This window comes from Hongsoonwoonella zoysiae, assembly GCF_013266695.1.
GTDB classification, from domain to species: Bacteria; Pseudomonadota; Alphaproteobacteria; order Rhizobiales; family Stappiaceae; genus Hongsoonwoonella; species Hongsoonwoonella zoysiae.
The window spans coordinates 625487-649926 of sequence record NZ_JABRXF010000001.1 but is presented as its reverse complement, the minus strand read 5'-3'; the positions used below and the strand labels follow the sequence as shown (position 1 = coordinate 649926).

Here is a 24440-nt window from a genome sequence, read left to right as displayed (position 1 = left end):
AAGCGTAATGGAAGACGAAGCAATGGGGAAAGGCAGCATGAAGACGCCTGGCCTTGGTGCGTTCGTGGGTGAATACAAGGCCAACAAGCTGGTCGAAGAGCTCAAGGGCAACTGGGCGAATGTTATCATTCATCGCGCGCCCGCCTTTCTGTTGGCGTGGTTGCTTGCCCGGTTCGGGGTCTCACCGCTCGCCGCGACGCTGCTTTCCCTTCCCGTTGCGCTTGCCTTGCCGATACTCGCTCTCGCCTTGCCGCTGAAGGCTGCCGTTTTCTGGGTCTTTGTCGCCGGATATCTGTTCCAGGTTCTCGACTGCGCCGACGGATCGCTGGCGCGGGTCACGGGACGCGTGACCTACCTTGGCGGGCGAATCGACTTCCTGATCGACATGGCGCAATGGGGCCTTCTCTATGTGGGTATCGGCATTCTGGCGGACAGGACGTTGGGGGGTGAAGGGTTCTGGACAGCGCTTGCCGCTGTTGCCGCGTGGCTGCGACTCTATGGACGCACGGTCCGCGACGCGTTCGCGGATCGGGCGGACGCCGACGCGGAAAAGCCGGCCACGCTCTCGCTGTCCCCGTCCGCCCTCGCCATCGCGTTCATTTCCGGTCTTTCCGGCCTTGTCCCGTTTCTGGCTTTCGTGGCCGCCGTTCCTTCGCTTGCCTCCTATGCGGTCTGGTTCCTGATCGTCTATTCGGTTCTCGACGTCGGCGATTCGCTGGCGCAGGAGTTGGTCAGGGCGATTAATGGCGGGCCTCGGCCACAATGAAGATAGTGGAAGTCTGTCCCTATGACATGACACGCCACGGCGGCGTGCAAAATCATATCCGCGACCTTGGCAAGTGGCTTGAGGGCCAGGGGCATGAGGTGAGGATCGTGGCCCCCCCGGCGATGTCGGGCCAGGCCGCGCAGGGCATCGATCATGTCGGTCGGTCCCGCCGGATCTCCGTTTCGGGAACGGTGACGGAAATCTCCTATCTGTCCGGCGCGCAGCGCCGTACTTTGGCGCGGGAATTGACAATGTGGGGTGCGGATATCGTCCACCTTCACACACCATGGACACCGCTCATCCCATGGCAGCTCTGGAAGGCTTGTCGTCTGCCAACCGTCGTGACGTTCCACGCAACGTTGCCGGAAAGCTCGCTGAGGGGTTTGAGCGGGTGGTTCTACCGCAGTGCCGCGCGCTATTTTCAGCGGCGCGCCGGCGCATCGGTGGTTCCCTCGCCTTCACCGCTGTCTGTGCTGCAAACCGGCCCCGGCGTTCCGGCGCCGCGCATTCTGGCTCCGACGGTCGATCTCGAACCCTGGCGGACTGCCGCGAAACCCGAGCGGCCATTCGATCCGCTCTCGCCGCATGTGGTCTTCCTCGGGCGCCTCGAGCACCGCAAGGGCGTGGATGTGCTTCTCAAGGCATGGCCGCGTGTTGTCGAAAGATTGCCCGCAGCGCGGCTCACCATCGCGGGCAATGGCGAGCGGTTCGCGCTTGTCGACGAGGCGATGAAGCAGCCCTGGGGAAAGGCGATAACCTATCGCCCCGCGCCGGATTTCGATGACGCGCGCCGGCTGGTCGCAAGCGCGGATATCTTTGCCGCTCCCGCACCCTACGGCGAAAGCTTCGGCATCGTTCTGGTCGAGGCGATGTCGGCGGGCGCCGTGCCGGTGGCGGCGGCCAATTCGGGCTACGCGACGGTCCTCGACGGGCCGGGTGCGGACCTGCTCGTTCAGCCAGGCGACAGTGACGCCTTCGCGCGGAAAATCGTGGAACTCGGCTGCGATTCTTCCCGTCTTCGGGAAATGCGGAACTGGGGCCGGGAGCACGCGGCGCAATTCGACGTGCGCGAAGTCGGCCCCGCCTATCTCGAATTGTTCGAGGAAGTTGCCCGGGGCTGATCGAAAGCGATCAGCCCGGCCTTTCGAATGGCGAGGGTTCGGGGAACCATCTTTCCAGCGTGTTTCGAACGTTCTTGACGACTGCCGGGTTCGGCGAATGCTCGAAACTGTCGTTCAAGGTGATCGTCTTCGGCTTTCTCCACTCCAGCATCTTCATCTGCAGTGCCGTCCAGGGCGTGAAATTCTCAAGCGAGGCATAGCCTTCCATCCTGCGGCTTTGGGCGCGTGTGGCAAGAGCGCCCTTGCCGGTTTCAAGCAGGAAATGCGGATAGAGATACTCGCCCGGCACGTTTCCGTTGGCGCGGAAACGCGAGGTGCGGGTCGATTTGAACTCTTCGGGGAAGCGGTCGACCATGGCCTGAAAGTTTTGTCGATCGATCAGCCTCGGGCCGTGTATCACATAGGCGTGGCGCTTCGGTCCGAATTCGCGGTCGAGTGCCGCATTGGCCGTGGCGAGCGCCAGGTTCCAGGGGCTCGATATCGCCGGATCGAGATCCGCATGAACCGGGGTGCGCTTGCGGCGCGTGAAAACAAGCGGCCTTCCATCCGGCGACGTGAAATCGGAAGTCGTGACAGGGTGCGGAATCAGCATGTCGTCTTCCATGTAGACGAACCGATCCGACAAGCCCGGCAGCATATGGAGATGGCTTACGATCGCGAATGAATTGAATGTCGGCAGGATGTCGGCCGCCATGACCTCGTCGTGGTGGACGATGCGGATTTTCGAGTGATCCGCGTCGAGCCAGGCCGGCTTCTGCGGCCTGCATGTCAGAAGATAGATGCGCCTGACGAACGGCATGTTCCGGGAAATGGATCGCAGGCTGTATTTGATCAGATCGAGGTTGTCGCGCGTGCGGTTCGGGTTGGTATCGCGCTTGTCGCCGGCGAATTTTCGAAGCTCTTCCTTGTATCCGGGAAATTCGTCATCCACCCAGGTATAGACCACGTCGATCGGCTGGCTCATCGCGACTTCGCTTGTTTCCTTTCCGCTTCGGCTTCTTTTGGCAGCGCGGCGCCATGGAAACAAGTAAGGGCGCGAAGATTGTTCACGGACCTTGGTGCACAAGCCTGTTGCAAACGGCACCTTTGAAGTCCTATTCCTGCTTGCCGGTCAGATATTCCGAATTAACCGCGAGCGGTGGGGGTCTTTTTTGCCGACAGCACGGGAAATTACCGACGGGGACCTCGTGATCGCCGCCGATTTCGGCACGTCCGGCGTCAAGGTCGCCGCCGTCGGGCCGACGCTCGAAATTCTGGCGAAATCGATCGCCGCATACCCGCTGTCCCTTCCCGGTCCGGGCAGGGCGGAGCAAAACCCGCAGGATTGGTGGGACGCGCTTTCGCGTGCCGTGACTGACCTTGCCGGCAAGGTGGACCGTCTTTCGGAGCGCGTATGCGCGATCGTCTTTTGCGCGCAGATGTGCGGCGTCCTTCCCGTTGACCGTGAGGGGGTGCCCCTTCGACCCTGCCTGATATGGCTCGACAAACGGTCGGCGCAACTATCGCGTGATCTCGTCGGCGGGTTTCCCTCGGTGCTCGGCTACAATGTCGCGAAGCTCGTCCGTTGGGTCAGAACGGCGAATGGCGCACCGTCGCTCAACGGAATGGACCCCACCGGCAAGATGCTGTGGCTGAAGCGCCATGAGCCGCAAACGTTCGAGCGCAGCCACAGGCTGCTCGATGTAAAGGACTGGCTGATCCACCGCGCGACCGGGCGGTTTACCATGACGGCCGACAGCGCAAATCTCACCTGGCTCATGGATACGCGCCCGGGCCGCGAAGGATGGTCGCAAAGCCTTTCGCGAATGACCGGGCTGCCGCTCGAGAAACTTCCCGAAATCGTGGAAGGAAGCAGCATCGTCGGCGAGCTGACGGAAAGGGCGGCGCACGATCTCGGCCTGAAAAAGGGCCTCCCGGTAATCGGCGGCAGCGGGGACGCCACGGCGACGGCCGTCGGCTCGGGCGCGGTGGCGGATGGAGCGCTTCACGTCTATGCCGGCACCAGCGGTTGGGTCAGCGGGTTCTTCGACAGACGGATCATCAGCATCCCGCATTCCTTTGCGACGATCGCCAGCAGCGTCGGCAACAGGCCGCTCCTGATCGCGACGCAGGAAAGTGCGGGTACGGCGTTTTCCTGGCTCGCAACGCTGCTTGGCGGGGGCGAGGTGTCCGACGATATGCTTGCCGAATTCCTTGAAAATGTCGGAGACCGCACGCTACATGATCCGCTTTTTACGCCGTGGCTTGCCGGCGAACGCGTGCCGGTCGACGATGATCGCCTGAGGGGCACTTTCATTGGCCTAACCTTGCAGCACGATCGCCAGGCCATGGTGCGTTCCGTCCTGGAAGGTGTCGCCTTCAACACGCGCTGGGCATACTCCAAGGTTATCAAGACCACGAAGGCGCCGGAAAACGAGCCGTTGCCGCTTGTTGGCGGCGCCGGCCAGAACCCGGTCTTCGCGCAGCTTCTGGCCGATACGCTGAAGCGGCCGGTCGTGGTCGGCGAGCCGAGGTATGCCGGTGTCCTCGGAAGTGCCGCGATGGCGGCGGGCGCCATCGGATGGTATGCGGACACATGGGCCGCGGCAAAGGCGATAGGCCATCGCGCCGACAAGGTATATGAGCCGGATTGCGAGGCTATGGAGCTTCTCGATGCGCGGTATGCGCGGCTCGACAAACTGCGCGGAACGCTCGTCAAGCTTTACCGGAGTTCGGTGATCCCGAAAGCGGAAGAGGGAACGCCGGCATGATCGACGGCCTGTTCAAACGTCATATCGACCCTCTCTGGGAAAAGGCGGCCGCGCCGCTGGTGCAGGCGCGGCTGACGCCCAATCAGGTCACGGCGGCGGGCCTCGTGCTGATCGCGGTTGCGTCGGCGGCTTATCTTGCCCACAAGTCGAGCTTGGTCTTCGGATTGACGCTTGCCATCGCCTTCGCTTTCGATGCACTGGATGGTGCGGTCGCCCGCCAGCGCGACATGCGCTCGAAGGTCGGCGGTTATTTCGACGCCATGGTGGATCGCTATCAGGAACTTGCCGTGCTCGCGGCGATAGCCTTCGTGGCCAACCTCTGGCCGGCGGCATTCTTCGCGTTTGCGGGCGGTGTGCTGACGAGCTACGCCAAGGCGAGGACGGCGGTGGAGATCCCCATCGACAATGACGCCTGGCCCGATCTCTTCGAGCGGCTGGAGCGGATCATCTTTTTGTGTGTGCTGCTTGTTGTCGATGGCGCCGCATCGACCGCAGGTTTCGGTACGCCCTGGATACTGGGCGCAGGCCTGACGCTCTACGCCGTCCTGGCCAATGTCTCTGCGCTGCAGCGCATTGCCCGGGCCACGGTTATGTTGCGGCGCTCGGACGCCGGGCAGGATCACGGCGAAGGATCGTGACAAGGTCGAAGTAGAAGGTCGCGAATACGGCGAGATAGGCGGAAATCAGCGCGGGTTCCAGCAGAACATATGCCTGGTAGACAAAAGCCTTCGCTTCGCCGAGCTCGGCGTTTTTCAGGACGAACAGCGCAAGATATGCGATCGCTGAGGCAACGCAGCCGATCGCAAGCGGCGCCCGCAGCCTGCTGACGCGCGGATTGACGCCTCCCCCGATCGCAAGCGCATCGGCGACCGGCCTTTGCAGGGCGATCGCGCCGCAGGAGAGCCCCATGACGAGTATCACCAGCGATTGGCCGACGAAGAAGGTGTAACTTCCCAGCATGTGTTCCTCGTCGAACGAGGGGAACGTGTATTGACTGAGAATGACCATCCCGACCGCCGCTCCCGCCTGCAGCGCCACCAGAAGCAGCGCGGAAATGCGCAAGAAGCGCCTCGTGTTCGGCGAACCCGCGCCGACCGACCCGGCGGAGCGCCAATAGAGCCAGGCGACGGGAAGCATGGCGAGAACAAGAAAGGCCGCGCTCGTCGAAATCCAGAAGGCGAAAGGCTCGCCGATGGCGGGATCGGAAATCGCCCGGCTGATCGTCGGCGGTTTTATCGAGGCGACTTCCGGGTGCCGTTCCATGAACTCGAAGCGGGCCCGGTATATCCAGTAGTTCACGGTCACGATGACGAATGTCATCGGGAAGAACAGCATCGCAAACAGGGCGGCTCGCCTGGGGCGGGGCCACCATCTGCTCGTTCGGTTCTCTCTGGTGCTTTCGACGGGCGTCATGGCTTGAATGCGTGAAACCTCTCGATCCAGTGGTTCGAATAGAGCTCCGGCGGAAGCGGCTTGTCAAACCAGTCGGCGAAGTCTTCGTGCCAGCGCTGGAGCGCGTCCGGCGTAACCTCGTTCCAGTCGTTGACAATTGCGACCGGCAAGCCTTCATACATGGGATCGAGGCTTGTGGTTTTCACGATCGGCACGGACTTCAGGATCAGCGCTTCCCAGGTGCGATGACAGTCGATGCTGTTTCCGCGTGGAGAAGCTTCGAAAGACAACTCCTTGTGGCGAAGCCAGACGCTGTTGCGCGGGGCTTGTCGGGGTTCCCAGAGAATCAGGTTCCCCTTCGTCTTCAGGATGTCGCGCGCTTCGGCCCGCGCCTCATGGCGTTTCCTCGCATGCGGGTGGCGAAGGAAGGTGTCCATGTTGAGGTGGAAATTGCAGTAGACCTTCAGCGGTTTGTCGCGAAATGAGGGAATCTCCTCGCGGATCGCCTTCATCGTGAGCTGCTGGTTCCCGGGTCGCGACGGAAGCCCCATGTCGCGGGACTGGTTGGGGCTTGCCGGGTCGAGCTTGTGATAGTTGAGCCCGAGGGGAAGCGGGGTCATCCAGCCGGTGTCTAGCCAGGCGGGATCAAGCTCGAAATTCTCCATGAACCAATGCAGGACCTTGCCCGATGAGCGCACCTTTTCGACGTCGAAAGCCGCCGTCGAATTGTTTTCCCGTGCGGTGACGAGCACGAAGTCGCCCTGCATGCGCTCAATAAATTCGCCGATGAAACGCGGCACATGCACAGTGTTGACGAAGACGACGGTTCCCTTCGAAAGCGGCTTGAAGAGTTCCGCCGGCGGCTCGTCGTCGAATTCGTCCCAGATGATGTCGCAGCCGTCGCGCATCACTGTGGAGGAAACGAACATATCCCGTTCCTCGCGCTGTTCTTCCTCCGGCGAGAAGGCGAAGACGCGCGCTTTCCTGCCCCAGTTCGGGTCCAGGGCGCGCATGATCGTCTTGCGCGTCGGGTAGTGCAGATAGGCGATTGCCGAACCGGTCGCGAGAACAAGAACGGCGAATGCCGCAAGGGCGTGGTACCAGGACATGGGTGCTCTGCGTTGCGCCGGCGGCTGCTCCGCCTGCTGCTTTTTGCGTGTAAACGGGATGCGGCCTAGCGATCAGCGGCGGCGGGTTCAAGTCGTCTCAGATCTTTTTCGCTTGCCGAAAGGTCGATGCCGGAGCGTCCAGGGCGGGTGTCGGAAATGATTTTTCCGGCATCCATCCTGATCAGCCTGTCGCATTTGTCGAAACAGTGCTCATCATGCGTAACCGCGATCACGAGATGGCCTTCAGCCGCCATTTGCGGGACGAGGATGTCGTAGAAAAGCTTTCGCCTTTCCGGGTCCTGATCGGCGGCGAACTCGTCAAGCACGATGATCGGGCGCTTCTCGGCAAGGGCGATGGCAAGCGCCAGACGCCTTTTCTGGCCTGTGGAAAGGGCAAGGGTGGAGAAGCTGTCGCCGTCGATCGTCACCCGGTGGGTAATGTCCATCTCGCCCATCCTGAGGCCAAGCGCTTCACGCTCCTGCTCCGTCAGGCCGTAAAGCTTGGAAAACAGGTGGAACTCGCTGAAAACCGCGCTGAAAAGTTCGCGATAGGCACTGATCGACGCGTCGTCGATCGCGTGACCGTCAAGGAGGATTCTCCCGCCGTCGGGCTTTCTGAGGCCGGTCAGCAGCGAAAGGAAGGTGGATTTGCCCGCGCCGTTGCCTCCGCTTACGAAGACGACTTCGCCGGGTTTCAGCTCAAGATCGATCGGTCCGGTGACGAAGGTTTCTCCGCTCTCTTTGTCGCTTGTGGAATTGGAGAGCGTCGCTGTCATGCCTTCCAGCCTGATTGAGCAGAAGGAAGGTTTCACCGCGGCCGGTTTGCCGGCGTTGCTCTCCCCTTCCTGCGCAAGGTCCCGTTGCAACTCGTCGATAAGCCGCATGGAAACGGTTGCCCGCGAGAAGGTCGAAAGGTTGCCGAGGACGGTCTCGATGGGGCCGTAGGCCAGAAGGACGACGGTCAGGATCTGCAGGACGGTCGCAGTGTCCGTGCCGGCAACGAGCGGCAGCCCCACGACGATCATCGTCAACAACAGCATCATTGCGCCCTGTGCCATAACCTGGCCCAGTCCGTAGAGCCGTTCGGCGGCGACCGTCAGGTCGAAATTGCGTTCGACGATGCGCCCTACGTCTTCCTGCAGATCGCGCCTGCGCTCGTATCTGAGGCGCAGTTCCTTGTAGCCGCGCAGGATGTCGTTCACCCGGTCGAAGAACAGCCATTCGGTCTTGGAGGCTTCCTCGGCGGTGGATTGGGCGGGGCGCTGGGCGATGATATAGCCCGATGCGCCAAGGCAGACGACACCGATGGTTACAAGGCCGCTTTCCCAGGAAAGATAGAGAAGATAGGGCACGCACAGGACGATAAGGAATATCGCCTCCAGCGACTGGATCAGGTTCACGGCCGCGCGCGTTGCCCGGTTCACTTCCTGCGTGACGATGGAGTAAACCTTGCCGTGGTCGTGTTTGCTCAGGAAGGATGCGCTCGCGTGCAGCAACTGCTGGCTCAGGCGTACGCGCAGCTTGTTTTTCGTTGCTTCGACGAGCCGGAAATTGCGCATCCGCGCTTGAAACGAAAACGCCAGAGTGGCGACGATGCAGGCCAACAACAGCGCTATATACTCGAGATTGCGATCGCCACCGGCAAGCGCGTTGACGGAAAAGATCATTCCGCCGCGCGTAATGCTCGCCAACAGAGCAAAGACGAGAACCGGATCACGCAGGATGTTCCCTTCGTTTATAAGAAAACGGAACAGGATAAGCATGCCCCGTGTGGGCGAAGCTTTGCTCAATGCCAATCTCCTGTCGCATCAGCTTCGACACCGGCCGAACTGCCGGAATGTGGAAAAGCTGACCGAGTTTGCAGTTCGTGAGTGTCCTGCCCGGCTCTGCCGAACACGATGACACTCATAATGCGTCCATGCCCGCCGCTGTATGCAGGCTTCCCGGCGGGTAATGCCAATCACTTCAACTGAATAGAGCCAATCTGCGTGGAGGGAAATGGCAGGCTCGCCTCAACCGGGATTTTTCATGCCGGCGTTGCCATTGCGCACCCCTGCCGGTGCGTTGTGGTGGGGGTTCCTTCGCCGCCGCCGGCTTTGCCACCTGACAAAGCAATTGCCCTGTGAAGTCAGATGGGTTATCCCTGCCGGACTATCTCATTGCGAAGCGCTTGCACCCGTAGCTCAGCTGGATAGAGCGCTGCCCTCCGAAGGCAGAGGTCACAGGTTCGAATCCTGTCGGGTGCGCCATTATCCTTCGGTCCATTCCCCTCACATAGTTTGCATTTGATCCCGGAGAGAAAGTTTACGCTTTCTCCTGAGCGAACGGGTTTCGCGCGGGCTCTACGCCGTGCCCTCTTTAGTCGAACGAACCCAAATCATAGTCGAGGAATGAGACGAGCCAAATTTTGTCGTCGACTTCCCGCAGGCCAAGAATTGGCCGGCGAACACTTGGCTGAGACCGATTTTACGCCTGCCGGTGCAGATGCGCCCGCATCGCCTCATTCGTACGGTTTGGTCATGGAAAGGGTGCTCCGGCTCTGGCGGCGGCTCATATTGACGAGCCGAGGTTGTATAGAGTTAGCCGGGATAGGCGCCTGTGAGGCCCTGATGGGGCCGCTCATTGTTGTAAACCGCCATAAAGCGGTCGAACCTTTCGTGGTGCCGAAGGAGATTGAAGGCTACACGCTCTGCTGTTTTGCTCTTCAGCGTCAGATGCATACGCTCGTGGTGTGCGTTCTGCTGCGGGCGGTCGGGCTTGATGCGCTCGATCCGGATGCCCAGGTGCAGTCACCCTACGGAAAGCTTGCTCCATTCGAACAGTGCCGGCGAATTGCGAAGGGAATGCCGTTGTTGTTGCTCGCCGTCGAATACAGCCGGTTTGTCCTTTCGCGACGGTCCCAAATCTGGCGCCTTTTCACTACGGTGCTGCAAACGTTAAATTGTCGCTACGACCTAGTTGCGCACCAGCGTCTGCAGAATTTTGGTCAGTTCGTCAGCCTTGTTTTGCTGCAGACGATTGACGAGCTTTTCTTCTTGCTCTCCGACGACGCCTTCGAGGCGGCTGATTAGCGCGCCGCCTTTGGCCGTGAGAAACACCAGAACCTTGCGGCGATCGTTCGGATCAGGCGCGCGATAAACGAGCATGGCCGTTACCATCCGGTCGATGATTTTGGTCAGGGTCGTCGAATCGACGAGGACACGCGTGGCAAGATCGCCCATTGCGAGCCCATTACCATCCTTGAGCGCGCTCAGAATCCTGAACTGTTCTATTGGAATGCCTTCCGGGCGCAGCTTGTCCTGCAACTCGTCCTCGAGCTGCCGGTTCACGGTTGCGATAAGATAGGCCAGTTGGTTTTGCATCGAACTGATCCCGGCAATTCCGAAATTCTTAATTTCAATATCCTCAAGTTCATAGAAATACCCCGTGTCGGCTTTCTGCGCAAGCGCGGACAAGGCCGCACGCGGATGCGGGCTGCGGGTTTCAAGTTCGTTCAAGCCGTCTTGCCGTATTTCATCGCGGCTTGTCGCCAGCGTGAGGAATTAGTAGATTTGACAGTAGCCGGATCAATTATCGACTGACTGCCGGAAGGGCGGCCCCTTAAAACCACGAACAAATAAAAATCCCGGCTCGTAAAATTGAACGCGAAGTCGGATTTCGAAATTCACGATCCAGGCCGCTTGTTTATTCTCTAAGTGTAAATCGCCTATCTTCGGAAATAGTCCGGCTCTTGCGAGGCAGGCGCGAGGTATGAAGACAAACGCAATCAGGATCGGATTGTTGACCCCCGGGGAAGGTCCGGCCGGGATCTGGTCGCCCTCTGCGCAGGCCAGCGCCTTGCTGGCCGTTGCCGAGATCAATGAGGCCGGGGGCCTGCTGAACCGCGAATTGGAGCTGGTGCTCAAGGACGGGGGAAATACTGCCCGCGAAGCCACGCTTGCCGCGGAAGACCTGGTTGAACTGGACGAAGCCGATGCGGTTGTCGCGCTGCTGCCGAGTTTCGCGCGCGGGCCGGTTTCCCGGGCGATCGGGACTCGGGTGCCTTTCATCTACACCCCGCAATTCGAAGGGTTCGAGAGCGATACCTCCGTGGTGACGGTGGGAGAAACCTCGGACGAACTGCTTAGGCCCGGTCTGGCGTGGTTGTGCGAGTACAAATCTACCGAGCGCTTCTATCTCCTTGGAAACGACTATATCTGGCCACGTTCCACGCTCGCCACTGCGCGGCGGATCATACATGATATGGGCGCAAGTGTTGTCGGTGAACGGATCCTGCCATTCGGATTCACGGATTATGGGCCTGTGCTCGATGAAATCCGGCGATCGCGGGCGGATGTGATCATGCCCTATCTCCTCGGATATGAGGCGCTCGGATTTAATCGCGCGTTCGTCGAAGCAGGCCTCGACAAGCACGTGCTCAGGTTCTCGTCCGCGTTCGATGAAACAGTGCTTTATGCGCTGGGCCCCGACTGCACCGAGAACATTTTCGTGACTTCAGCCTATTTTTCGAGCCTTCGTTCCCATAACAACGACCGCTTTCTGGAGCGGTATCACCAATCTTTCGGCGAGAGCCCGCCACCGACCAACGGTTTCGGGCAATCGTGCTATGAAGGCGTCCACTGCCTGGCAGCTTTAGCCGCGGCAACGGGCGATCTCGACCCTCGCGACCTTCAGCGGCGCGTCGGGAGAACGATACAGGGACGCACCGCGCGCGGGTTCGATATGACCGCCGTTGCCGGTGGCACTCGTCCGGTCCACCTGGCAACAGTAGATGGAATAGAATTTCGAATTATCGATTTTCAGCCCTGACCCGACGGCGAAGACTTTCACCAATATAGTAAAATAGCGCTGAGCCGGTTTGTTTTATGTTGCGGCGCAACAAAATCTTTTGGCCGTTGTAGCAAAAAATAGTTGCATTTTCAGATAACGCGGTTTCAAATAATTACGCCAAGGCTAACCAGCCGCCTGCAAAAGGCTGGTTCACCGGGAAAACCCGCCGGCCCAAAAGCAAAAGCCACCAGAGAGGCGAACCATGTCCCATTCACATACCAAACCGCCGGTGCCAGTCGCCCTGCGCGTCAAGGCGATCGAAACGCTTCTGACCGAAAAAGGGGTGCTTGGCGCAGGTGTTGTCGATGCGATCGTCGATGTGTTCGAACATGAACTCGGCCCCAAAAACGGCGCAAAGGTCGTGGCCAAGGCGTGGACCGACCCGGAGTACAGGTCCTGGCTGCTCAAGGACGGCACGGCGGCGATAGAATCCCTCGGTTTTTCGGGATTCCAGGGCGAATATATGGTCGTGGTGGAGAACACTCCCGAAGTCCATAACGTCGTCGTCTGCACCTTGTGTTCCTGCTATCCCTGGCCGGTGCTCGGGCTGCCGCCCAACTGGTACAAGACGGCTCCCTATCGCAGCCGGGTGGTGCTCAACCCGCGCTCCGTCCTTGCCGAATTCGACCTTCAAATTCCCGACGACGTCGAAGTGCGCGTCTGGGATTCCACTTCGGACGTCCGCTACCTCGTGCTTCCCGAACGTCCCGCCGGGACAGATGGCTGGAGCGAAGATGAGCTGGCGGCTCTTGTTACGCGGGATTCCATGATCGGCACCGGCATATGCCGGCTGGCTGCCTGAAAAATCCCTGTCCCGTTCGCGAAGGACCGGAGACATAGCAATGAACAGCATTCACGACATCGGCGGAATGGACGGCGTAGGGCCGTTGCCGCTGGAGGAAAACGAGCCGATCTTCCATGAAGAATGGGAAAGGCGAATGTTCGGTGTGAAAGTCGCGCTGGCGATCGAGGGCGTCTACAACATCGACGAGACGCGTTGGGCGATGGAGCGCATCCCCGCGCTGCGCTGGCTGCAGTCGTCCTATTACGAGCAATGGGTCGACGGCGTTACCCGCAGCCTGCTCGAGAAGGACATTCTCACGCAAGAGGAAATCGACGCTCGGATCGACATCCTCCGCAAACAGGGAGGCGAATGATGCCTGTTACCCCTGACATGATCCCCGGGATCATCGCGACGAATTTCTCGCCCAGGGCGGATGTGCCCCAAGCGCCCGCCTTCAAGGTCGGCGACAAGGTGCGCGCCGTGGTCATGGCGAAGCCGACGCATACCCGGCTTCCCCGTTACCTGCGTGGCCGCGTGGGCACCGTTGTGACACATTACGGCGGCTTCGTTTTCGCGGATACCAGGGCCGTCCTCGAAGGCGATCACCCGCAGCATCTCTACTGCGTCCGCTTCGAAGGTTCCGACGTCTGGGGGCCGGATGCCGGCCCGAAAGACGCGATCTACGCCGATCTCTATGAGAGCTATCTGGAGGAAGCGTGATGGCCGGAACCGGATCGCTACCCGATTTCGATCCCCTTTCGATCGAAATCGCCTGCGGACAATCGGACCATGTGGACGCCCCGAAATTCGCCCAGCCGTGGCATGCGCAGGCATTCGGCACATCGATGGCCTTGAGCCGTGCCGGGCTGTTCACCTGGGCGGAATGGGTCGAAACCTTCAGCACGATTATCCGCAACGTGCCGCCATGGCCCGGCGAGGACAGCAACTCGACCTACTACAGGCAATGGGAAACGGCGCTTGAGACCATTCTCCTGAAAAAGGGGATACTCGGCGCCGACGAGATTTCCCAGGCAGCGGAAGACTGGCGCAGGTCTTACCTTGCCACGCCGCATGGCCACCCGGTGGAGTTTCGGCGAGGCCTTGAAGAAAGCATCGGCTCGCACGGCGATGAGGGGCACGACCACCACCATCATCATCATCATGATGGCCGGAGGCCGGAGCCGATTGCCGTCAGCCCCGCGCGGTTAGCCGCAGCCGGTTAGGCGCGGCGGCAACCTGACTTGGCAATGGCGGATCTGGTGGGAAATTCCGCCATGTCCAAGGTATGTGTGCAAAAACTCTTAGAAGACATCAGCGAAAAAGAGCGCACGCATCCCGCTTCCATCTCCAGAGGGACAGGCCGGCCGGAAAGCGGCCAGGAGGACGTTATGAACGATATCAAGGCAATCCCATCCATCAACGCCATACCGGCCGATCGCGTCACCGTCGCGAAAGCGGCGATGCTGGCGCTTGTGTTTGGAATGGGCATCGTTTTCGCGGTCGGCTTTGCCTCGCCGAACGTGCTGCACAACGCCGCGCATGACAGCCGTCATTCGCTAGGCTTTCCCTGTCACTGACAGAGCGCTTTCCCTTCAGGCGTGATCGCCTGAAGGATAAGAAATCGCTCCAGATTCAATGTCTTGAGCATATCCTCGTCGCCAGATCCGGTTCAGATCCGGTGGGATATGCCCTGAAGGGAGGCCGCCGCGTTTCGCGGTGGTGAAGGATCGATGATCAGCCGGATTTTCGGTTGTGCCCTGGGTGCTGGATGCGCCGCCGGGCTAACCCTTGCCTTCCTGCAGGCGGTGTTTACCGCGCCGATCATTCTGCAGGCCGAAATCTACGAAACCGCGGCAGCCTCGGGCCTGTTCCAGCAGGCTGCCGCATCCGCAAACGATGTCGGCGTCTGGCTCGTGCATGATGGCGAGGCCCATGGAGGTGCCGGCGATGCTGGCGGTGTCCTTGGCGCCCTTTCGGGAGACTGGGCACCGGCGGATGGCGCGGAGCGTACATTCCATACAAGCCTGACCAGCGTTCTGATCGGCTTCGGCTTCGCTCTCCTGCTTCTGTCGGCCATGTTGTTAAGCGGACGAAAGATCGACCCCTCATCGGGGTTGCTCTGGGGTCTTGGCGGCTTCGCTGCTGTCGCTCTGGCTCCCTCTCTCGGCCTTGCGCCGGAGTTGCCGGGCTCCGCGGCGGCCGATCTTTCAGGCCGGCAGGCCTGGTGGATCGCCACCGCCATCGCCACGGCGGCCGGGCTCCGTCTGGCCACGGCGGGAGGGCCTTCGCTTGTCAAGCTGGCCGGCGTCGCATTGATCGTGGCGCCGCATGTTGCCGGCGCGCCGCAACCGCATGAATACACATCCACCGCGCCGGCGGAACTTGCGGGCCAGTTTGCCGCGGCTTCACTGGTGTGCGCCGCTGTTTTCTGGGCCGTTCTCGGCTCGGGACTGGGGTACTTGTGGCAACGGCGGGGCGGCTTCGCCTGAGACGTCGCGCCATCCGGCCGGCCAGGGTGTTCTTGCCGGCCGGATGGCAACCGGGAGCGATTCACGCAACGAACCCGATATCCTGACATGCCGGGCTGAAGTGTCGGCCGCGGTATAGCTGCGCCCTAATACTAGTAATTTCATATATTGCGTTTTCTTTTTTACCGGACGCAACGGACGAACCTCACCCGAAATGCAGGGTGTCCTTTTGGGGAAAGGAAATAACGATGGCGATCAACAGGCCGAACGTTCAGCAGATCATGGAGATCGCTGCGGAACTTGGCATGACGATGTCGGAGGAAAAGGCGGCGGAATATCTTGCGGTCATGCAGGCCAATTTCGACCCTTACGACATGGTCGATGAGATGCCGGACAACATTCCGGAAGTCAAATACCCCAGGACGCCGGGCTATCGGCCCTCGCGAAAGGACAACGAGCTCAACGCCTGGTACTACAGGAGCGAAATCAGGGGCGCGCCGACCGGTAAGCTCGCCGGAAAGACCGTTGTCATCAAGGACAATGTGGCGGTCGCCGGCGTTCCCATGATGAACGGGTCATCGACGCTCGAAGGTTTCGTTCCGGGAATGGATGCGACGATCGTGACCCGGCTTCTGGATGCCGGCGCCACCATTCTCGGCAAATCGACGTGCGAGCAGTTTTGCCTCTCGGCCGGCAGTCATTCTTCCGACCCCGCGCCCGTTCACAACCCGTACAAGTACGGCTATTCGGCGGGTGGATCTTCCTCCGGCAGCGCGGCCCTTGTGGCCACCGGCGAGGTCGACCTGGCGATCGGGGGCGACCAGGGCGGCTCGATCCGCATCCCTGCGGCTTTCTGCGGCGTATACGGCATGAAGGCGACTTACGGGCTCGTCCCCTATACCGGCGTGATGCCCATCGAGATGACGGTGGACCATACGGGGCCGATCACCGGCAACGTGCGCGACAACGCGCTGATGCTGGAGGTGCTTGCCGGTGCCGACGGGCTGGACCCGCGTCAGTATTCGCCGAAAACCGACACTTACACCGCCGCGCTCGACCGTGGCGTGAAGGGAATGAAGATCGGCATTCTGAAGGAAGGTTTCGAGGTACCGCTTCTGGAAGAAGATGTCGCCGAAAAGGTAAGGGCCGCGGGCGACCGGTTCCGCGAGCTTGGCGCTGACGTGGAAGAGGTCTCGATACCCGAACACCCGCAGCTTGCCGCGCTTTGGGGGCCGATCGGCATGGAGGGCCTCGCCGTTCAGATGATGTTCGGTAACGGCATGGGCTACAACTGGAAAGGTCTTTACGACGTCGCGCTGATGGAGGCTCACGCGGGTTGGCGGCAGAAGGCGGACGATCTTTCTAAGACGCTCACCATCGCCATGCTTGTGGGCCGTTACATGCAGACGCGCTACCGCGGCGCCTTTTACGGAAAGGCGCAGAACATCGCCCGGCGCATGAAGGCAATCTACGACCGGGCCTTTGCGGAATATGACGTCATCCTGACGCCGACTGTCGCGATGAAGGCGACCAAACTGCCCGGGCCCGACGCGCCCATCGCCGAGATCGTATCCCGGTCATGGGAGATGCTTGGGGCGACCGCCCAGTATGACGTCACGGGCCATCCGGCGATGTCCATTCCCTGCGGCATGGGCGAGGGCTTGCCCATCGGCCTGTCCATCGCCGCCGGAGACTATCAGGAAAGCAAGATCTACCAGGCAGCCGCCGCCTTCGAGGCTTCGGTGGACTGGAAGCATGCCTGAGCGAACTTCGCGCCCGAAAATCAGGCGGCGTGCCGACCGCACGCCGCGAGCAGGGAGACGGGCGCGCGAGGGGATGCCCTGCCTCATGGAAGAAAGACCAGCGCCGGTGCGGCCGGCGCCAACCGGAGGGAAAAGCAATGTCCGGAATTATGGCAATGGCAATCAGCGTCGGGTTCTTTGGCGGTATCGCCACGTGGTCGGTACTTTCCGTGGGAACGATCCTTTTATGGGGCGTCTTCACCGCATGGGCTTCGTACTTCGCGGCGGGTGGCGACAACAAGGCGATCATGCTCAATATCGCCTGCAATTCCTTCGGGTCCCTCGTGGCCTGGGCAGTGGCCGTCCTCGCCCTTTCCAATCCCATAACCGGGCTGCCCGGTCCGGCGTGGATCGGGCTCCTCGTGGCTGCAAGCATCGTCTTCTTCGTGCTTTCGTCGCAGATCCCGGCGCTTGGCTTCGTTCCCGGCATCGTCTTCGGCTATGCCACGACATTTGCCTACCTCAGCCAGACGCCCGGCGCGTTTGCCTATGAGGCGCTGCTTTCGGCGAGCTTTCAAAATGTCCTGCCGCTGGTGGTGGTCTCCATGGCAATCGGGACCATGTTCGGGGCGGCCTCAGCGAAGGGCGTCGGGTTTCTATCCGCCCGATCCGAAACAGCCTGATCATCATAAATCGGCCGGGACCGTTTGAGGGACCCGGCCGGTTTTCATCCTTCGGCATTGGCGCCGGTCGCCAGAGGCATCGGTTCAAATAAGCATTATTCAATTTTAGAAATAAATATCGTGATTAAAATCTTTAATATGAAACGCTTACCAGCGCCATTTCATGCATTCAAACCCAGCTCCGGATCGATGTTGGATCCCTTTCGGAAGCCTTCGGCAAGCTTTGCCACGACTTCCCTGGCGCTTGTTCTTTCATTGACGAAACCCACGCCCTGGCCGGCGTAGAGGCTGAGCTTGTCGGCCATCTTCGGGCTGTCGACCTTCCGCAAGCCTCCGCCCATGAAGCGAAAGAGGTTCCAGCCTCCCCGCCCGCGAATGGCGCGGTGGGGCGTGCCGTATTTCCAGCCGTAGGAATATCCGGTCATGAATTTGGGGGCGTCGGTATCGGCATCGATCAGCTTTTGCTTGTAGGCGTCGTTCGTATCGCACTCATGGCAGGTCAGGAACGCCGTGCCGCACCAGATCCCCTCCGCACCAAGACATCTTGCGGCCCGCACCGCCCGGCTCTCGCCGATCGCGCCGGCAGCAATCACGGGCCGCCCTTCGGCGACATCCACCACCGCCGGAAGCAGCGCCATCAGGCCGACACGCCCGCGAATATGCCCACCCGATTCAATGCCTTGCGCAATGAGCATGTCGGCGCCATCCCGAATGGCCTTGCGTGCCTCCTTGACGGAACCGATCTGCACGGCGGTGACGATACCAGCTTCCTTCGCACGGGGGATCGTCTCTTCGAAGTCGCCGTAGAAGAGGGAAAGCACCTTCGGCTTTTCCTCAAGGACGACCTTGAACGACGCCTCGAAAACCTCCGGCCCACCATATTGCGGAACCAGGTTCACCCCGAACGGAAGGTCCGTCAGCGCCCTCGTCTCGTGGATCCAGCGCCGCAGGATCCTTGGCGGAACGCGCAGCCCGCCCAGGTGCCCCAATCCACCGGCTTCACTGACGGCGGCAACCAGTTCGGGTCCTGAAAGGCCGGCCATACCGGCCTGAAACACGGGAACCTTTATGCCGCACAGCTCGGACGCCCTTGTCGACAAATATTGATCGCCGTCCGCGACCCAAAGACCCTCAAGAGCCTTTTCCGGCGTTCGGGCATTGTGTTTCGGTGCCATCGTCTCCTCCATTCCTATATATTTGTAGACGAAAGGCACCAATCCCGTAAAATGATGATATAAGAATTTTGCTATCGATATTGGAGAACGATTTTGGAGATCCGGGCGCTTAAAACCTTCCTTGCGGTGGCCGAACTCGGGACGGTGTCCCAGGCCTCGAGGAGGTTGAATTGCGTTCAGTCCAATGTGACGTCGCGGATCAAGGCGCTGGAGGAGGAGCTTGGGATCGAGCTTTTCTCGCGTGGGCGCAACGGCATGACGCTCACGCCCGCCGGCACGTATTTTCTTGATCACGCGAAAGCCGTGGTCGATGCCGAGTCCGCCGCGATTGCGTCGCTCGCCAATTTCGCGGGCGCGGTCAGGTTGCTTCGGATCGGCAGCATGGAATCGACTCTGGCAATACGGCTTCCGGCGTTTCTTGCGCGATTCCGCGCCGCCAATCCCGACGTCCGGCTCGGCCTGAGGTCGGGCCCGACCGACGAGCTGGTGGGGCTGCTTCTTGAAAACAGGATCGATATCGCCCTCATCGGCGGGCAGTTCCGCCACCCCGACCTCAAGTCCCGCATTGTTTTTTCCGAGGAAATGGTGCTGGCGACGGACACCGGCATCCAAAGCCCCGAGCAGGTCGGCGCGATGCCCCTCATCGTCTTCAAGCCGGGCTGCTCCTACCGCGCCTATGCTCAAAACTGGATGCGCAGATCCGGTTTCGCGCCGAACGACATAATCGAGCTTGGTACGCTGGAAGGTATTCTCGGCTGCGTGGCTTCGGGCGTCGGCGTCACCTTGCTGCCACGCTCGGTTGTCGAGAGCAGCGGGCATCGGAACATCGTAAATCTGCATCAGCTCGGCGATCAGGACAGATTTATAGACACGCTCGCGGTTCGAAGCGCGGCCGCACCGGAAAACGGCGCTGTCGATGCGTTCTTGGACCTTCTTTGCGGGGCACGCCACGCCGCCCCGGGTATCGGCGATTCAGTCGGCCGTCTTTTGCCGGCGTGAGTGCCATGTCTCCCGCAATTCCGGCGGTGGATTTGGCAGGGCGAACGGGCGTCTCATTCGTTTTTCCAGATACTTGCAATCGGATATTGCTGTCTATGCCCGGCCTGTCGAATTGTTAAAATCTTGCCGATACCGGAATTGAAGAGATTGGGAAGATGAAACTCAGAGATACCGGCCTGGCCTTCGGTGTTGTAACGATCGCCTGTCACTGGACAGGCGCATTTTTATTGCCCGGGTTTCTGCTGCTCGCGGTTTATACCCTTGCCGGCTCCGCTTCGCCGGATCCGGAGAGCCTGAACACGCTGACCAGCCTTGCGTTCCTGTGCGCGGTCCTGTTTTCGTTCCGTATCTACTGGAGGCTGAAGCACTACCACCCGATGCCTTTGGGGGGTGCGAAGCCTGTTGAAGTGATCATTGCCCGTTGCGTGGCCTTCGGACTTCTGGTTGCCGGCGTCGTATTGCCTCTCATCCTCTGGGCATCGCTTTCTGCGAGTGGCCATGAGTTTCGGCTTTTCGGTCTGGCGTTCCCCCGGATCTGGTCGGAAGGTGAGGCTTCCGCGTTTTACCTCACAGGGCTCTTCTGGCTAGGTGTCATCGCCTTTACGCTCGGCTTCCTCCTGCATCTTTTCGGAGCTTTCAAGCATCAGGTGATCCTGAAAGACGACGCCGTCCTGCGCTTGATGGGCAAGAAAGTCGAACTGTAAAATCTCGCTTTCACTTGTTCGGAATGTATTCGGACTCGCGCTCGTGAGAGCGGGTAATTGTCTGCTAAGATACAAATGCGTAAAATTACCTCTCAGCGTCATTGAAAATGTGTTCTTGGTTTTACCTCCATTCGGTGCGTCACTTGTTTCCCTTGATATTCAAGGGTTTATACAACTGGTTCCACCTTCTCGAGGATGCCTCGCATCAGCCCGCTTGCCGCGGAAGACCGTTGTCATCTGAACGGCCTCGAGCTGGATGACGCGCTGTCCGCGCGCAAGGTGGAGCCGCGCTGCGCGATCTACGTTGTCTGCCTGAAAACGGGCGGCATCGCGCATTGGCCCCGGAAGCGGTATCGCGTTCGTGATCGGAAATCGCTCCAGAATCGATATGGCGGAGCATGTTCTCATCGCAAAAGCTTCACTGCGCCCAAATGGAAAGGATCTGCCGGCGGCATGAATGAGACGGGGGCAGACGGCGAGGTGGTCCGCACACCGCTTGCGGCGGGGCTTTCGCTGATCGCCTCGCGCCTGGGCGTGCGCAGGTCGGCGCAAACGCTTTTGAGCGGCATTCCGCTGACGGAAGAAGGCGACCTGCCGGTTTCGCGTCTTGCCGATGCCGCCGCGCGTGCCGGGTTGACGGTTCTCGAGGTCGAGCTTTCCCGCCTGACGCCGCTTGACGTTCCGGCGATCGCCATTGGCGATGGTGGCGGCATCGAGGTGATCGCCGATATCGTGCCGGGGGGCGAGGACGCAAGCCTGCCGGCCTCGTTCTGGGCAATGACGGTGAAGTCGATTTCAAAGCGTATCGCAAAGGGTTTTCCGGAGCGGTGTACGCCTTTTCCTTGGAGGTCGAGGGGGCTGCCGCATTGGGTCAGGCGGTGGAGGCGCTTTCGCTCGGCCGCCTGATCCGCCGCAGCATGTGGGCGAACCGGGGGCTTTACGGCCAGATCCTGCTCGGCACGCTGATGGTCAACCTGCTTGGCCTCGCCATGCCGCTTTACATCATGAACGTTTACGACCGGGTGGTGCCGACGGGGGCGCTTGAATCGCTCTGGGTGCTGTCGGCGGGCGTGATCCTGGCGGGCCTCTTCGATGTGGGCCTGCGCCAGCTGCGCGGCTATTTGACTGACATCGCCGGACGGCGGATGGACGTGGTCCTCGGCAACCAGGTGCTTGACCGCATGCTGCAGGCGCGCATCGCCCGCACGCAGGCTGCCTCGGGCAGCACGGCGCATGCGGTGCGCGAGCTGGATGCCCTGCGCGAGTTCTTCAATTCCGGCACGCTGGTTGCGCTTGGCGACCTTCCGTTCCTGGGCCTTTTCCTTGTGGTGCTGTGGATCGTTGCGCGCAACATCGCGCTCGTTCCGCTGGTGGCCCTGCCGGCCGTGCTGTTTGCAAGCCTTGCGCTTCAGCCCTTCATCGTTGCCTTCATGGGCCGGGCCTACAAGAACGCGTCCAACCGCAACGCGGTTCTGTTCGACATTCTAGGTGGCATGGAGGCGCTGAAGGCGCTGGGGCCGAAAGCTGGGCTGCCCGGCGCTGGGAGCGCGCGCATGCCGCCAGCCTCACGGCCATGGTGCCCATTCGCGGCCTGTCGCTCGTCAACGCGAACCTGATCGTGATCGGGCAAGTGACCGTCACGGTGGTGATGGTGATCTTTGGGGTGCATTCCATCGGCGCGGGGGAGCTCTGTCCCAGGGCGGGCTGATCGCGGCTGTACTCCTGAGCGGACGGGCGATGGCCCCGCTCGGGCAGCTGGTGCAGGCGATCGGCAGGCTTAACGGCGCGGTGGTGGCTTTTCGCGCGCTGAAGCCTCTTCTGGAAGCCCCGCCGGAGCGCCCCGCCGGGGAGGCTTTCGTCCAGCCGGAGCGGGTAAACGGCGCGATCCGCTTCGATAGGGTCGACTTCGCATACTCCCTGCAGGCGGGCCAGGACCCCGAAGGCTATACGCCCGCAAAGGTGCTTGACGGGCTGTCGCTGTCGTTTCCGGCGGGCGAAAGGGCCGCGGTCGTTGGCGCGATAGGCTCCGGCAAGACGACGCTGGTCAAGCTCGTGCTCGGCCTTTACCGGGCGTCGTCCGGCCGCGTCTTCGTAGACGATCTGGATGTCACGCGCGTCGAGCCGGCGGGCCTTCGCCGAGCGATCGGCTAAGTGCCGCAGGTGCCGCAGTTCTTCCAGGGCACGATCCGCGAGAACATAACGCTGCATTACCCGCAGGCGAGCGAGGAGGAAATCCTCGCGGCGATGGAAGGTGCGGGTGCGCGCAACTGGCTGGAGCAATGTCCCCTCGGCCTCGACCAGCCGATCGGCGAGCATGGGGGCGCCCTGTCCGGCGGCCAGCGGCAGTCTCTGGTGCTTGCGCGCGCGCTGATCAGGAAGCCGCCGGTCCTGTTGCTCGACGAGCCGACAAGCCAGCTCGACAGGCGCACGGAAGCCGCCTTCATCTCGCATCTGGGCAGCATCGTCGCGGGGAAGACGCTGCTGGTCGTCACCCACCGCCCGGCACTTCTGTCGCTGGTCGACCGGCTGGTGGTAATGGACCGTGGAGCGATCGCCGCCGACGGGCCGAAGCAGGAGGTCCTGCGCAAACTGGGGCAGGCGGCATGAGCGAGCGGCGTGTGATTACTTCCACGAGTGCTGCCCTCATGGCGCCGCCGCGCTTTGCTGCGCGCGCCATGCTCATCGCCGTCTGTGTCGTTCTGTCGGGCTTTCTGGCCTGGGCCTGGTCGGCGGAGCTTGACCAGATCGTCTTCGCAGAGGGGCGGGTCATTCCTTCCGGAGAGGTTCAGACGGTCCAGAATCTGGAAGGCGGCATCGTGGAGGAGATCCTGGTGCGCGCGGGCGACCGCGTGAAGACGGGGGACGTCCTTCTGCAGATCGCCGGCACGTCGCTGACGGCGGAGCTTAACGGCACCCGGCAGAAGCTTTACGAATTGCGCGCGGAAATCGCCCGCCTGACGGCGGAGATCGAGGACGTGTCGCCGGTTTTTCCGCAAGAACTCATTGAAGAGCGCCCGGATGCAGTGGAGCGTGCCATGACGCTTTACGAAAGCCGGCAAAAGCAGCTTGCCGACAATCTCGCTGCGGTGGACGAGCAACTGGCCCGACGCGACGAGGAGCTGGAAACGCTTCATGCCCGCAGCCGTCTCATGGTCGAAGACCGGGAGCTTCTGGAAAAGGAGGTCGCGCTTGTCGAGCTGCTGGTCTCTCAAGGCGCGGTCAGCGAGGTGGAGGTGCTGCGACTGAAGCGCGAGCTGAACCAGCTCGACGCGGAGCGCAAGAAGAACGAGACGGCGATCGCTACCACTGGCGCGCTTCTGGCGCAGGGCAAGCAGCAGCGCGGCGAGATCATCAACCAGTTCCGCACGGAGGCGATCGAGCGGCGCAACGAGCTGAATACCGAGGCCGAGGGTTTGAGCGAGGCGCTCGTCGCCTCGACGGACCGGGTCAGCCGTACCGCGATGCGCGCGCCCGTTTCGGGCATCGTCAAGCAGGTGCTAGTCAATACGGTCGGCGGCGTGATCCAGCCGGGCGAAACGCTGGTCGAGATCGTGCCGGAGGAAGACACGCTCGTTGTCGAAGCGCAGATCAAGCCGGAGGATATCGCCTTCCTTTGGATCGGCCAACCGGCGAACCTGCGCCTCACGGCCTATGATTTTGCCATCTACGGTTCGCTGTCGGGCGAGCTTGAGTATCTCAGCGCCGACACCGTTTCCGATGACGAGGGCCGGCGTTTTTACATCGGCCGCATTCGCACGGACGACACGAAACTTCCCCACGCCGAAGAGGAACTGCCGATCCTGCCCGGTATGGTCGCCCAGGTCGACCTCGTCACCGGAAAACGCTCCGTACTCGACTATCTCCTCAAGCCCGTCAACCGCGCCAGGCAGCGCGCGCTCAGGGAGAGATAGGGCGGA

25 protein-coding genes, 1 tRNA gene and 1 pseudogene are annotated in these 24440 nt (G+C 61.2%); 21 read left to right on the top strand and 6 right to left on the bottom strand.

The window, feature by feature from the left end; genetic code table 11:
• Positions 1-37 precede the first annotated feature (37 nt).
• Together HPQ64_RS02990 and HPQ64_RS02985 are read left to right on the top strand one after the other, a co-directional pair.
• Positions 38-766, top strand: a complete 729-nt coding sequence (locus HPQ64_RS02990) for a CDP-alcohol phosphatidyltransferase family protein (RefSeq protein WP_172886890.1) — start codon at positions 38-40, stop codon at positions 764-766.
• A complete protein-coding gene (locus tag HPQ64_RS02985) occupies positions 763-1887 on the top strand; it encodes a glycosyltransferase family 4 protein (RefSeq protein ID WP_172886889.1) in 1125 nt (374 codons plus the stop codon). The genes HPQ64_RS02990 and HPQ64_RS02985 overlap by 4 nt, the downstream gene beginning before the upstream one ends.
• Positions 1888-1897: 10 nt before the next feature.
• Here HPQ64_RS02985 and HPQ64_RS02980 read toward each other — a convergent pair whose 3' ends face one another.
• Complete coding sequence (locus tag HPQ64_RS02980) at positions 1898-2851, bottom strand: stealth conserved region 3 domain-containing protein (RefSeq protein ID WP_172886888.1); 954 nt, start codon at positions 2849-2851, stop codon at positions 1898-1900.
• Positions 2852-3038: 187 nt separating this feature from the next.
• Here HPQ64_RS02980 and HPQ64_RS02975 point away from each other — a divergent pair, with 187 nt between their 5' ends.
• Both HPQ64_RS02975 and HPQ64_RS02970 read left to right on the top strand, forming a co-directional pair.
• Entirely contained in the window at positions 3039-4637 is a 1599-nt protein-coding gene (locus HPQ64_RS02975; RefSeq protein WP_172886887.1) for a xylulokinase, read from the top strand.
• Positions 4634-5275 (top strand): CDP-alcohol phosphatidyltransferase family protein, encoded by a 642-nt coding sequence (locus HPQ64_RS02970; protein ID WP_172886886.1) that lies wholly within the window; start codon positions 4634-4636, stop codon positions 5273-5275. The genes HPQ64_RS02975 and HPQ64_RS02970 overlap by 4 nt, the downstream gene beginning before the upstream one ends.
• On the opposite strand, the gene HPQ64_RS02965 is transcribed toward HPQ64_RS02970, so the two are convergent.
• The 3 genes from HPQ64_RS02965 to HPQ64_RS02955 all read right to left on the bottom strand — a co-directional run bounded on the left by HPQ64_RS02965 (position 5226) and on the right by HPQ64_RS02955 (position 8928).
• Positions 5226-5972, bottom strand: a complete 747-nt coding sequence (locus tag HPQ64_RS02965; protein ID WP_172886885.1) for a hypothetical protein — start codon at positions 5970-5972, stop codon at positions 5226-5228. The genes HPQ64_RS02970 and HPQ64_RS02965 overlap by 50 nt on opposite strands.
• A gap of 74 nt (positions 5973-6046) precedes the next feature.
• A complete protein-coding gene (locus HPQ64_RS02960; RefSeq protein WP_172886884.1) occupies positions 6047-7138 on the bottom strand; it encodes a hypothetical protein in 1092 nt (363 codons plus the stop codon).
• A 65-nt stretch (positions 7139-7203) separates the two neighbouring features.
• Positions 7204-8928 (bottom strand): ATP-binding cassette domain-containing protein, encoded by a 1725-nt coding sequence (locus HPQ64_RS02955; RefSeq protein ID WP_172886883.1) that lies wholly within the window; start codon positions 8926-8928, stop codon positions 7204-7206.
• Between the two features lie 382 nt (positions 8929-9310).
• Between HPQ64_RS02955 and HPQ64_RS02950 the strand changes: the two genes are divergently transcribed.
• Together HPQ64_RS02950 and HPQ64_RS20300 are read left to right on the top strand one after the other, a co-directional pair.
• Positions 9311-9387, top strand: a tRNA-Arg gene (locus HPQ64_RS02950).
• 201 nt (positions 9388-9588) lie between these two features.
• Positions 9589-10209 carry a hypothetical protein gene (locus HPQ64_RS20300; protein ID WP_246270253.1) on the top strand — a complete coding sequence of 207 codons (621 nt, stop codon included), beginning with the start codon at positions 9589-9591 and terminating at the stop codon, positions 10207-10209.
• On the opposite strand, the gene HPQ64_RS02940 is transcribed toward HPQ64_RS20300, so the two are convergent.
• Positions 10093-10635 (bottom strand): MarR family winged helix-turn-helix transcriptional regulator, encoded by a 543-nt coding sequence (locus HPQ64_RS02940; protein WP_246270251.1) that lies wholly within the window; start codon positions 10633-10635, stop codon positions 10093-10095. The genes HPQ64_RS20300 and HPQ64_RS02940 overlap by 117 nt on opposite strands.
• Positions 10636-10888: 253 nt before the next feature.
• Between HPQ64_RS02940 and HPQ64_RS02935 the strand changes: the two genes are divergently transcribed.
• From HPQ64_RS02935 to HPQ64_RS02895, 9 genes are all read left to right on the top strand, one after another.
• Positions 10889-11947: a substrate-binding domain-containing protein gene (locus HPQ64_RS02935; RefSeq protein ID WP_172886882.1), complete on the top strand. Its 1059-nt coding sequence runs from the start codon at positions 10889-10891 to the stop codon at positions 11945-11947.
• 223 nt (positions 11948-12170) lie between these two features.
• A complete protein-coding gene (nthA, locus tag HPQ64_RS02930; RefSeq protein ID WP_172886881.1) occupies positions 12171-12770 on the top strand; it encodes a nitrile hydratase subunit alpha in 600 nt (199 codons plus the stop codon).
• Between the two features lie 40 nt (positions 12771-12810).
• The gene (locus HPQ64_RS20535) at positions 12811-13125 is read left to right on the top strand and encodes an SH3-like domain-containing protein (protein ID WP_172886880.1); all 315 of its coding nucleotides are present in this window, start codon (positions 12811-12813) and stop codon (positions 13123-13125) included.
• Positions 13125-13472 carry an SH3-like domain-containing protein gene (locus tag HPQ64_RS20530; protein WP_172886879.1) on the top strand — a complete coding sequence of 116 codons (348 nt, stop codon included), beginning with the start codon at positions 13125-13127 and terminating at the stop codon, positions 13470-13472. The genes HPQ64_RS20535 and HPQ64_RS20530 overlap by 1 nt, the downstream gene beginning before the upstream one ends.
• Positions 13472-13975 carry a nitrile hydratase accessory protein gene (locus HPQ64_RS02915; protein WP_172886878.1) on the top strand — a complete coding sequence of 168 codons (504 nt, stop codon included), beginning with the start codon at positions 13472-13474 and terminating at the stop codon, positions 13973-13975. Before HPQ64_RS20530 ends, HPQ64_RS02915 begins: the two co-directional genes overlap by 1 nt.
• Positions 13976-13999: 24 nt before the next feature.
• Complete coding sequence (locus tag HPQ64_RS20680; RefSeq protein WP_343035895.1) at positions 14000-14329, top strand: CbtB domain-containing protein; 330 nt, start codon at positions 14000-14002, stop codon at positions 14327-14329.
• A gap of 153 nt (positions 14330-14482) precedes the next feature.
• Positions 14483-15241, top strand: coding sequence for a CbtA family protein (locus HPQ64_RS02905; RefSeq protein WP_172886877.1), 759 nt, complete (start codon positions 14483-14485; stop codon positions 15239-15241).
• A 227-nt stretch (positions 15242-15468) separates the two neighbouring features.
• Complete coding sequence (locus HPQ64_RS02900; RefSeq protein WP_172886876.1) at positions 15469-16983, top strand: amidase; 1515 nt, start codon at positions 15469-15471, stop codon at positions 16981-16983.
• Positions 16984-17138: 155 nt separating this feature from the next.
• Positions 17139-17645, top strand: a complete 507-nt coding sequence (locus HPQ64_RS02895) for a DUF1097 domain-containing protein (protein ID WP_172886875.1) — start codon at positions 17139-17141, stop codon at positions 17643-17645.
• Positions 17646-17806: 161 nt separating this feature from the next.
• Here the strand turns inward: HPQ64_RS02895 and HPQ64_RS02890 are convergent, their stop codons facing one another.
• On the bottom strand, positions 17807-18820 hold the full coding sequence (locus HPQ64_RS02890) for an NAD(P)H-dependent flavin oxidoreductase (RefSeq protein ID WP_172886874.1): 1014 nt from the start codon (positions 18818-18820) through the stop codon (positions 17807-17809).
• Between the two features lie 93 nt (positions 18821-18913).
• Here HPQ64_RS02890 and HPQ64_RS02885 point away from each other — a divergent pair, with 93 nt between their 5' ends.
• The 6 genes and pseudogenes from HPQ64_RS02885 (at position 18914) to HPQ64_RS02855 (ending at position 24434) form a co-directional block, all read left to right on the top strand.
• Entirely contained in the window at positions 18914-19819 is a 906-nt protein-coding gene (locus tag HPQ64_RS02885) for a LysR family transcriptional regulator (RefSeq protein ID WP_172886873.1), read from the top strand.
• Positions 19820-19974: 155 nt separating this feature from the next.
• Complete coding sequence (locus HPQ64_RS02880) at positions 19975-20523, top strand: cytochrome b (RefSeq protein ID WP_172886872.1); 549 nt, start codon at positions 19975-19977, stop codon at positions 20521-20523.
• Positions 20524-20976: 453 nt separating this feature from the next.
• Entirely contained in the window at positions 20977-21429 is a 453-nt protein-coding gene (locus HPQ64_RS02875) for a cysteine peptidase family C39 domain-containing protein (RefSeq protein WP_172886871.1), read from the top strand.
• On the top strand, positions 21351-22139 hold the full coding sequence (locus HPQ64_RS02870; RefSeq protein WP_172886870.1) for an ABC transporter transmembrane domain-containing protein: 789 nt from the start codon (positions 21351-21353) through the stop codon (positions 22137-22139). Before HPQ64_RS02875 ends, HPQ64_RS02870 begins: the two co-directional genes overlap by 79 nt.
• A 121-nt stretch (positions 22140-22260) precedes the next feature.
• Positions 22261-23130 (top strand): annotated as a pseudogene (locus HPQ64_RS20290) (ATP-binding cassette domain-containing protein).
• On the top strand, positions 23127-24434 hold the full coding sequence (locus HPQ64_RS02855) for an HlyD family type I secretion periplasmic adaptor subunit (protein WP_172886867.1): 1308 nt from the start codon (positions 23127-23129) through the stop codon (positions 24432-24434). Before HPQ64_RS20290 ends, HPQ64_RS02855 begins: the two are co-directional and overlap by 4 nt.
• Positions 24435-24440 lie beyond the last annotated feature (6 nt).

Coding starts and splice junctions, on each gene's coding strand:
- HPQ64_RS02990 (WP_172886890.1), top strand. CDS start 38: ATGAAGACGCCTGGCCTTGGTGCGTTCGTGGGTGAATACAAGGCCAAC.
- HPQ64_RS02985 (WP_172886889.1), top strand. CDS start 763: ATGAAGATAGTGGAAGTCTGTCCCTATGACATGACACGCCACGGCGGC.
- HPQ64_RS02980 (WP_172886888.1), bottom strand. CDS start 2,851: ATGAGCCAGCCGATCGACGTGGTCTATACCTGGGTGGATGACGAATTT.
- HPQ64_RS02970 (WP_172886886.1), top strand. CDS start 4,634: ATGATCGACGGCCTGTTCAAACGTCATATCGACCCTCTCTGGGAAAAG.
- HPQ64_RS02965 (WP_172886885.1), bottom strand. CDS start 5,972: ATGCTGTTCTTCCCGATGACATTCGTCATCGTGACCGTGAACTACTGG.
- HPQ64_RS02960 (WP_172886884.1), bottom strand. CDS start 7,138: ATGTCCTGGTACCACGCCCTTGCGGCATTCGCCGTTCTTGTTCTCGCG.
- HPQ64_RS02935 (WP_172886882.1), top strand. CDS start 10,889: ATGAAGACAAACGCAATCAGGATCGGATTGTTGACCCCCGGGGAAGGT.
- nthA (WP_172886881.1), top strand. CDS start 12,171: ATGTCCCATTCACATACCAAACCGCCGGTGCCAGTCGCCCTGCGCGTC.
- HPQ64_RS20535 (WP_172886880.1), top strand. CDS start 12,811: ATGAACAGCATTCACGACATCGGCGGAATGGACGGCGTAGGGCCGTTG.
- HPQ64_RS20530 (WP_172886879.1), top strand. CDS start 13,125: ATGCCTGTTACCCCTGACATGATCCCCGGGATCATCGCGACGAATTTC.
- HPQ64_RS02915 (WP_172886878.1), top strand. CDS start 13,472: ATGGCCGGAACCGGATCGCTACCCGATTTCGATCCCCTTTCGATCGAA.
- HPQ64_RS20680 (WP_343035895.1), top strand. CDS start 14,000: ATGGCGGATCTGGTGGGAAATTCCGCCATGTCCAAGGTATGTGTGCAA.
- HPQ64_RS02905 (WP_172886877.1), top strand. CDS start 14,483: ATGATCAGCCGGATTTTCGGTTGTGCCCTGGGTGCTGGATGCGCCGCC.
- HPQ64_RS02900 (WP_172886876.1), top strand. CDS start 15,469: ATGGCGATCAACAGGCCGAACGTTCAGCAGATCATGGAGATCGCTGCG.
- HPQ64_RS02895 (WP_172886875.1), top strand. CDS start 17,139: ATGGCAATCAGCGTCGGGTTCTTTGGCGGTATCGCCACGTGGTCGGTA.
- HPQ64_RS02890 (WP_172886874.1), bottom strand. CDS start 18,820: ATGGCACCGAAACACAATGCCCGAACGCCGGAAAAGGCTCTTGAGGGT.
- HPQ64_RS02880 (WP_172886872.1), top strand. CDS start 19,975: ATGAAACTCAGAGATACCGGCCTGGCCTTCGGTGTTGTAACGATCGCC.
- HPQ64_RS02875 (WP_172886871.1), top strand. CDS start 20,977: ATGAATGAGACGGGGGCAGACGGCGAGGTGGTCCGCACACCGCTTGCG.
- HPQ64_RS02855 (WP_172886867.1), top strand. CDS start 23,127: ATGAGCGAGCGGCGTGTGATTACTTCCACGAGTGCTGCCCTCATGGCG.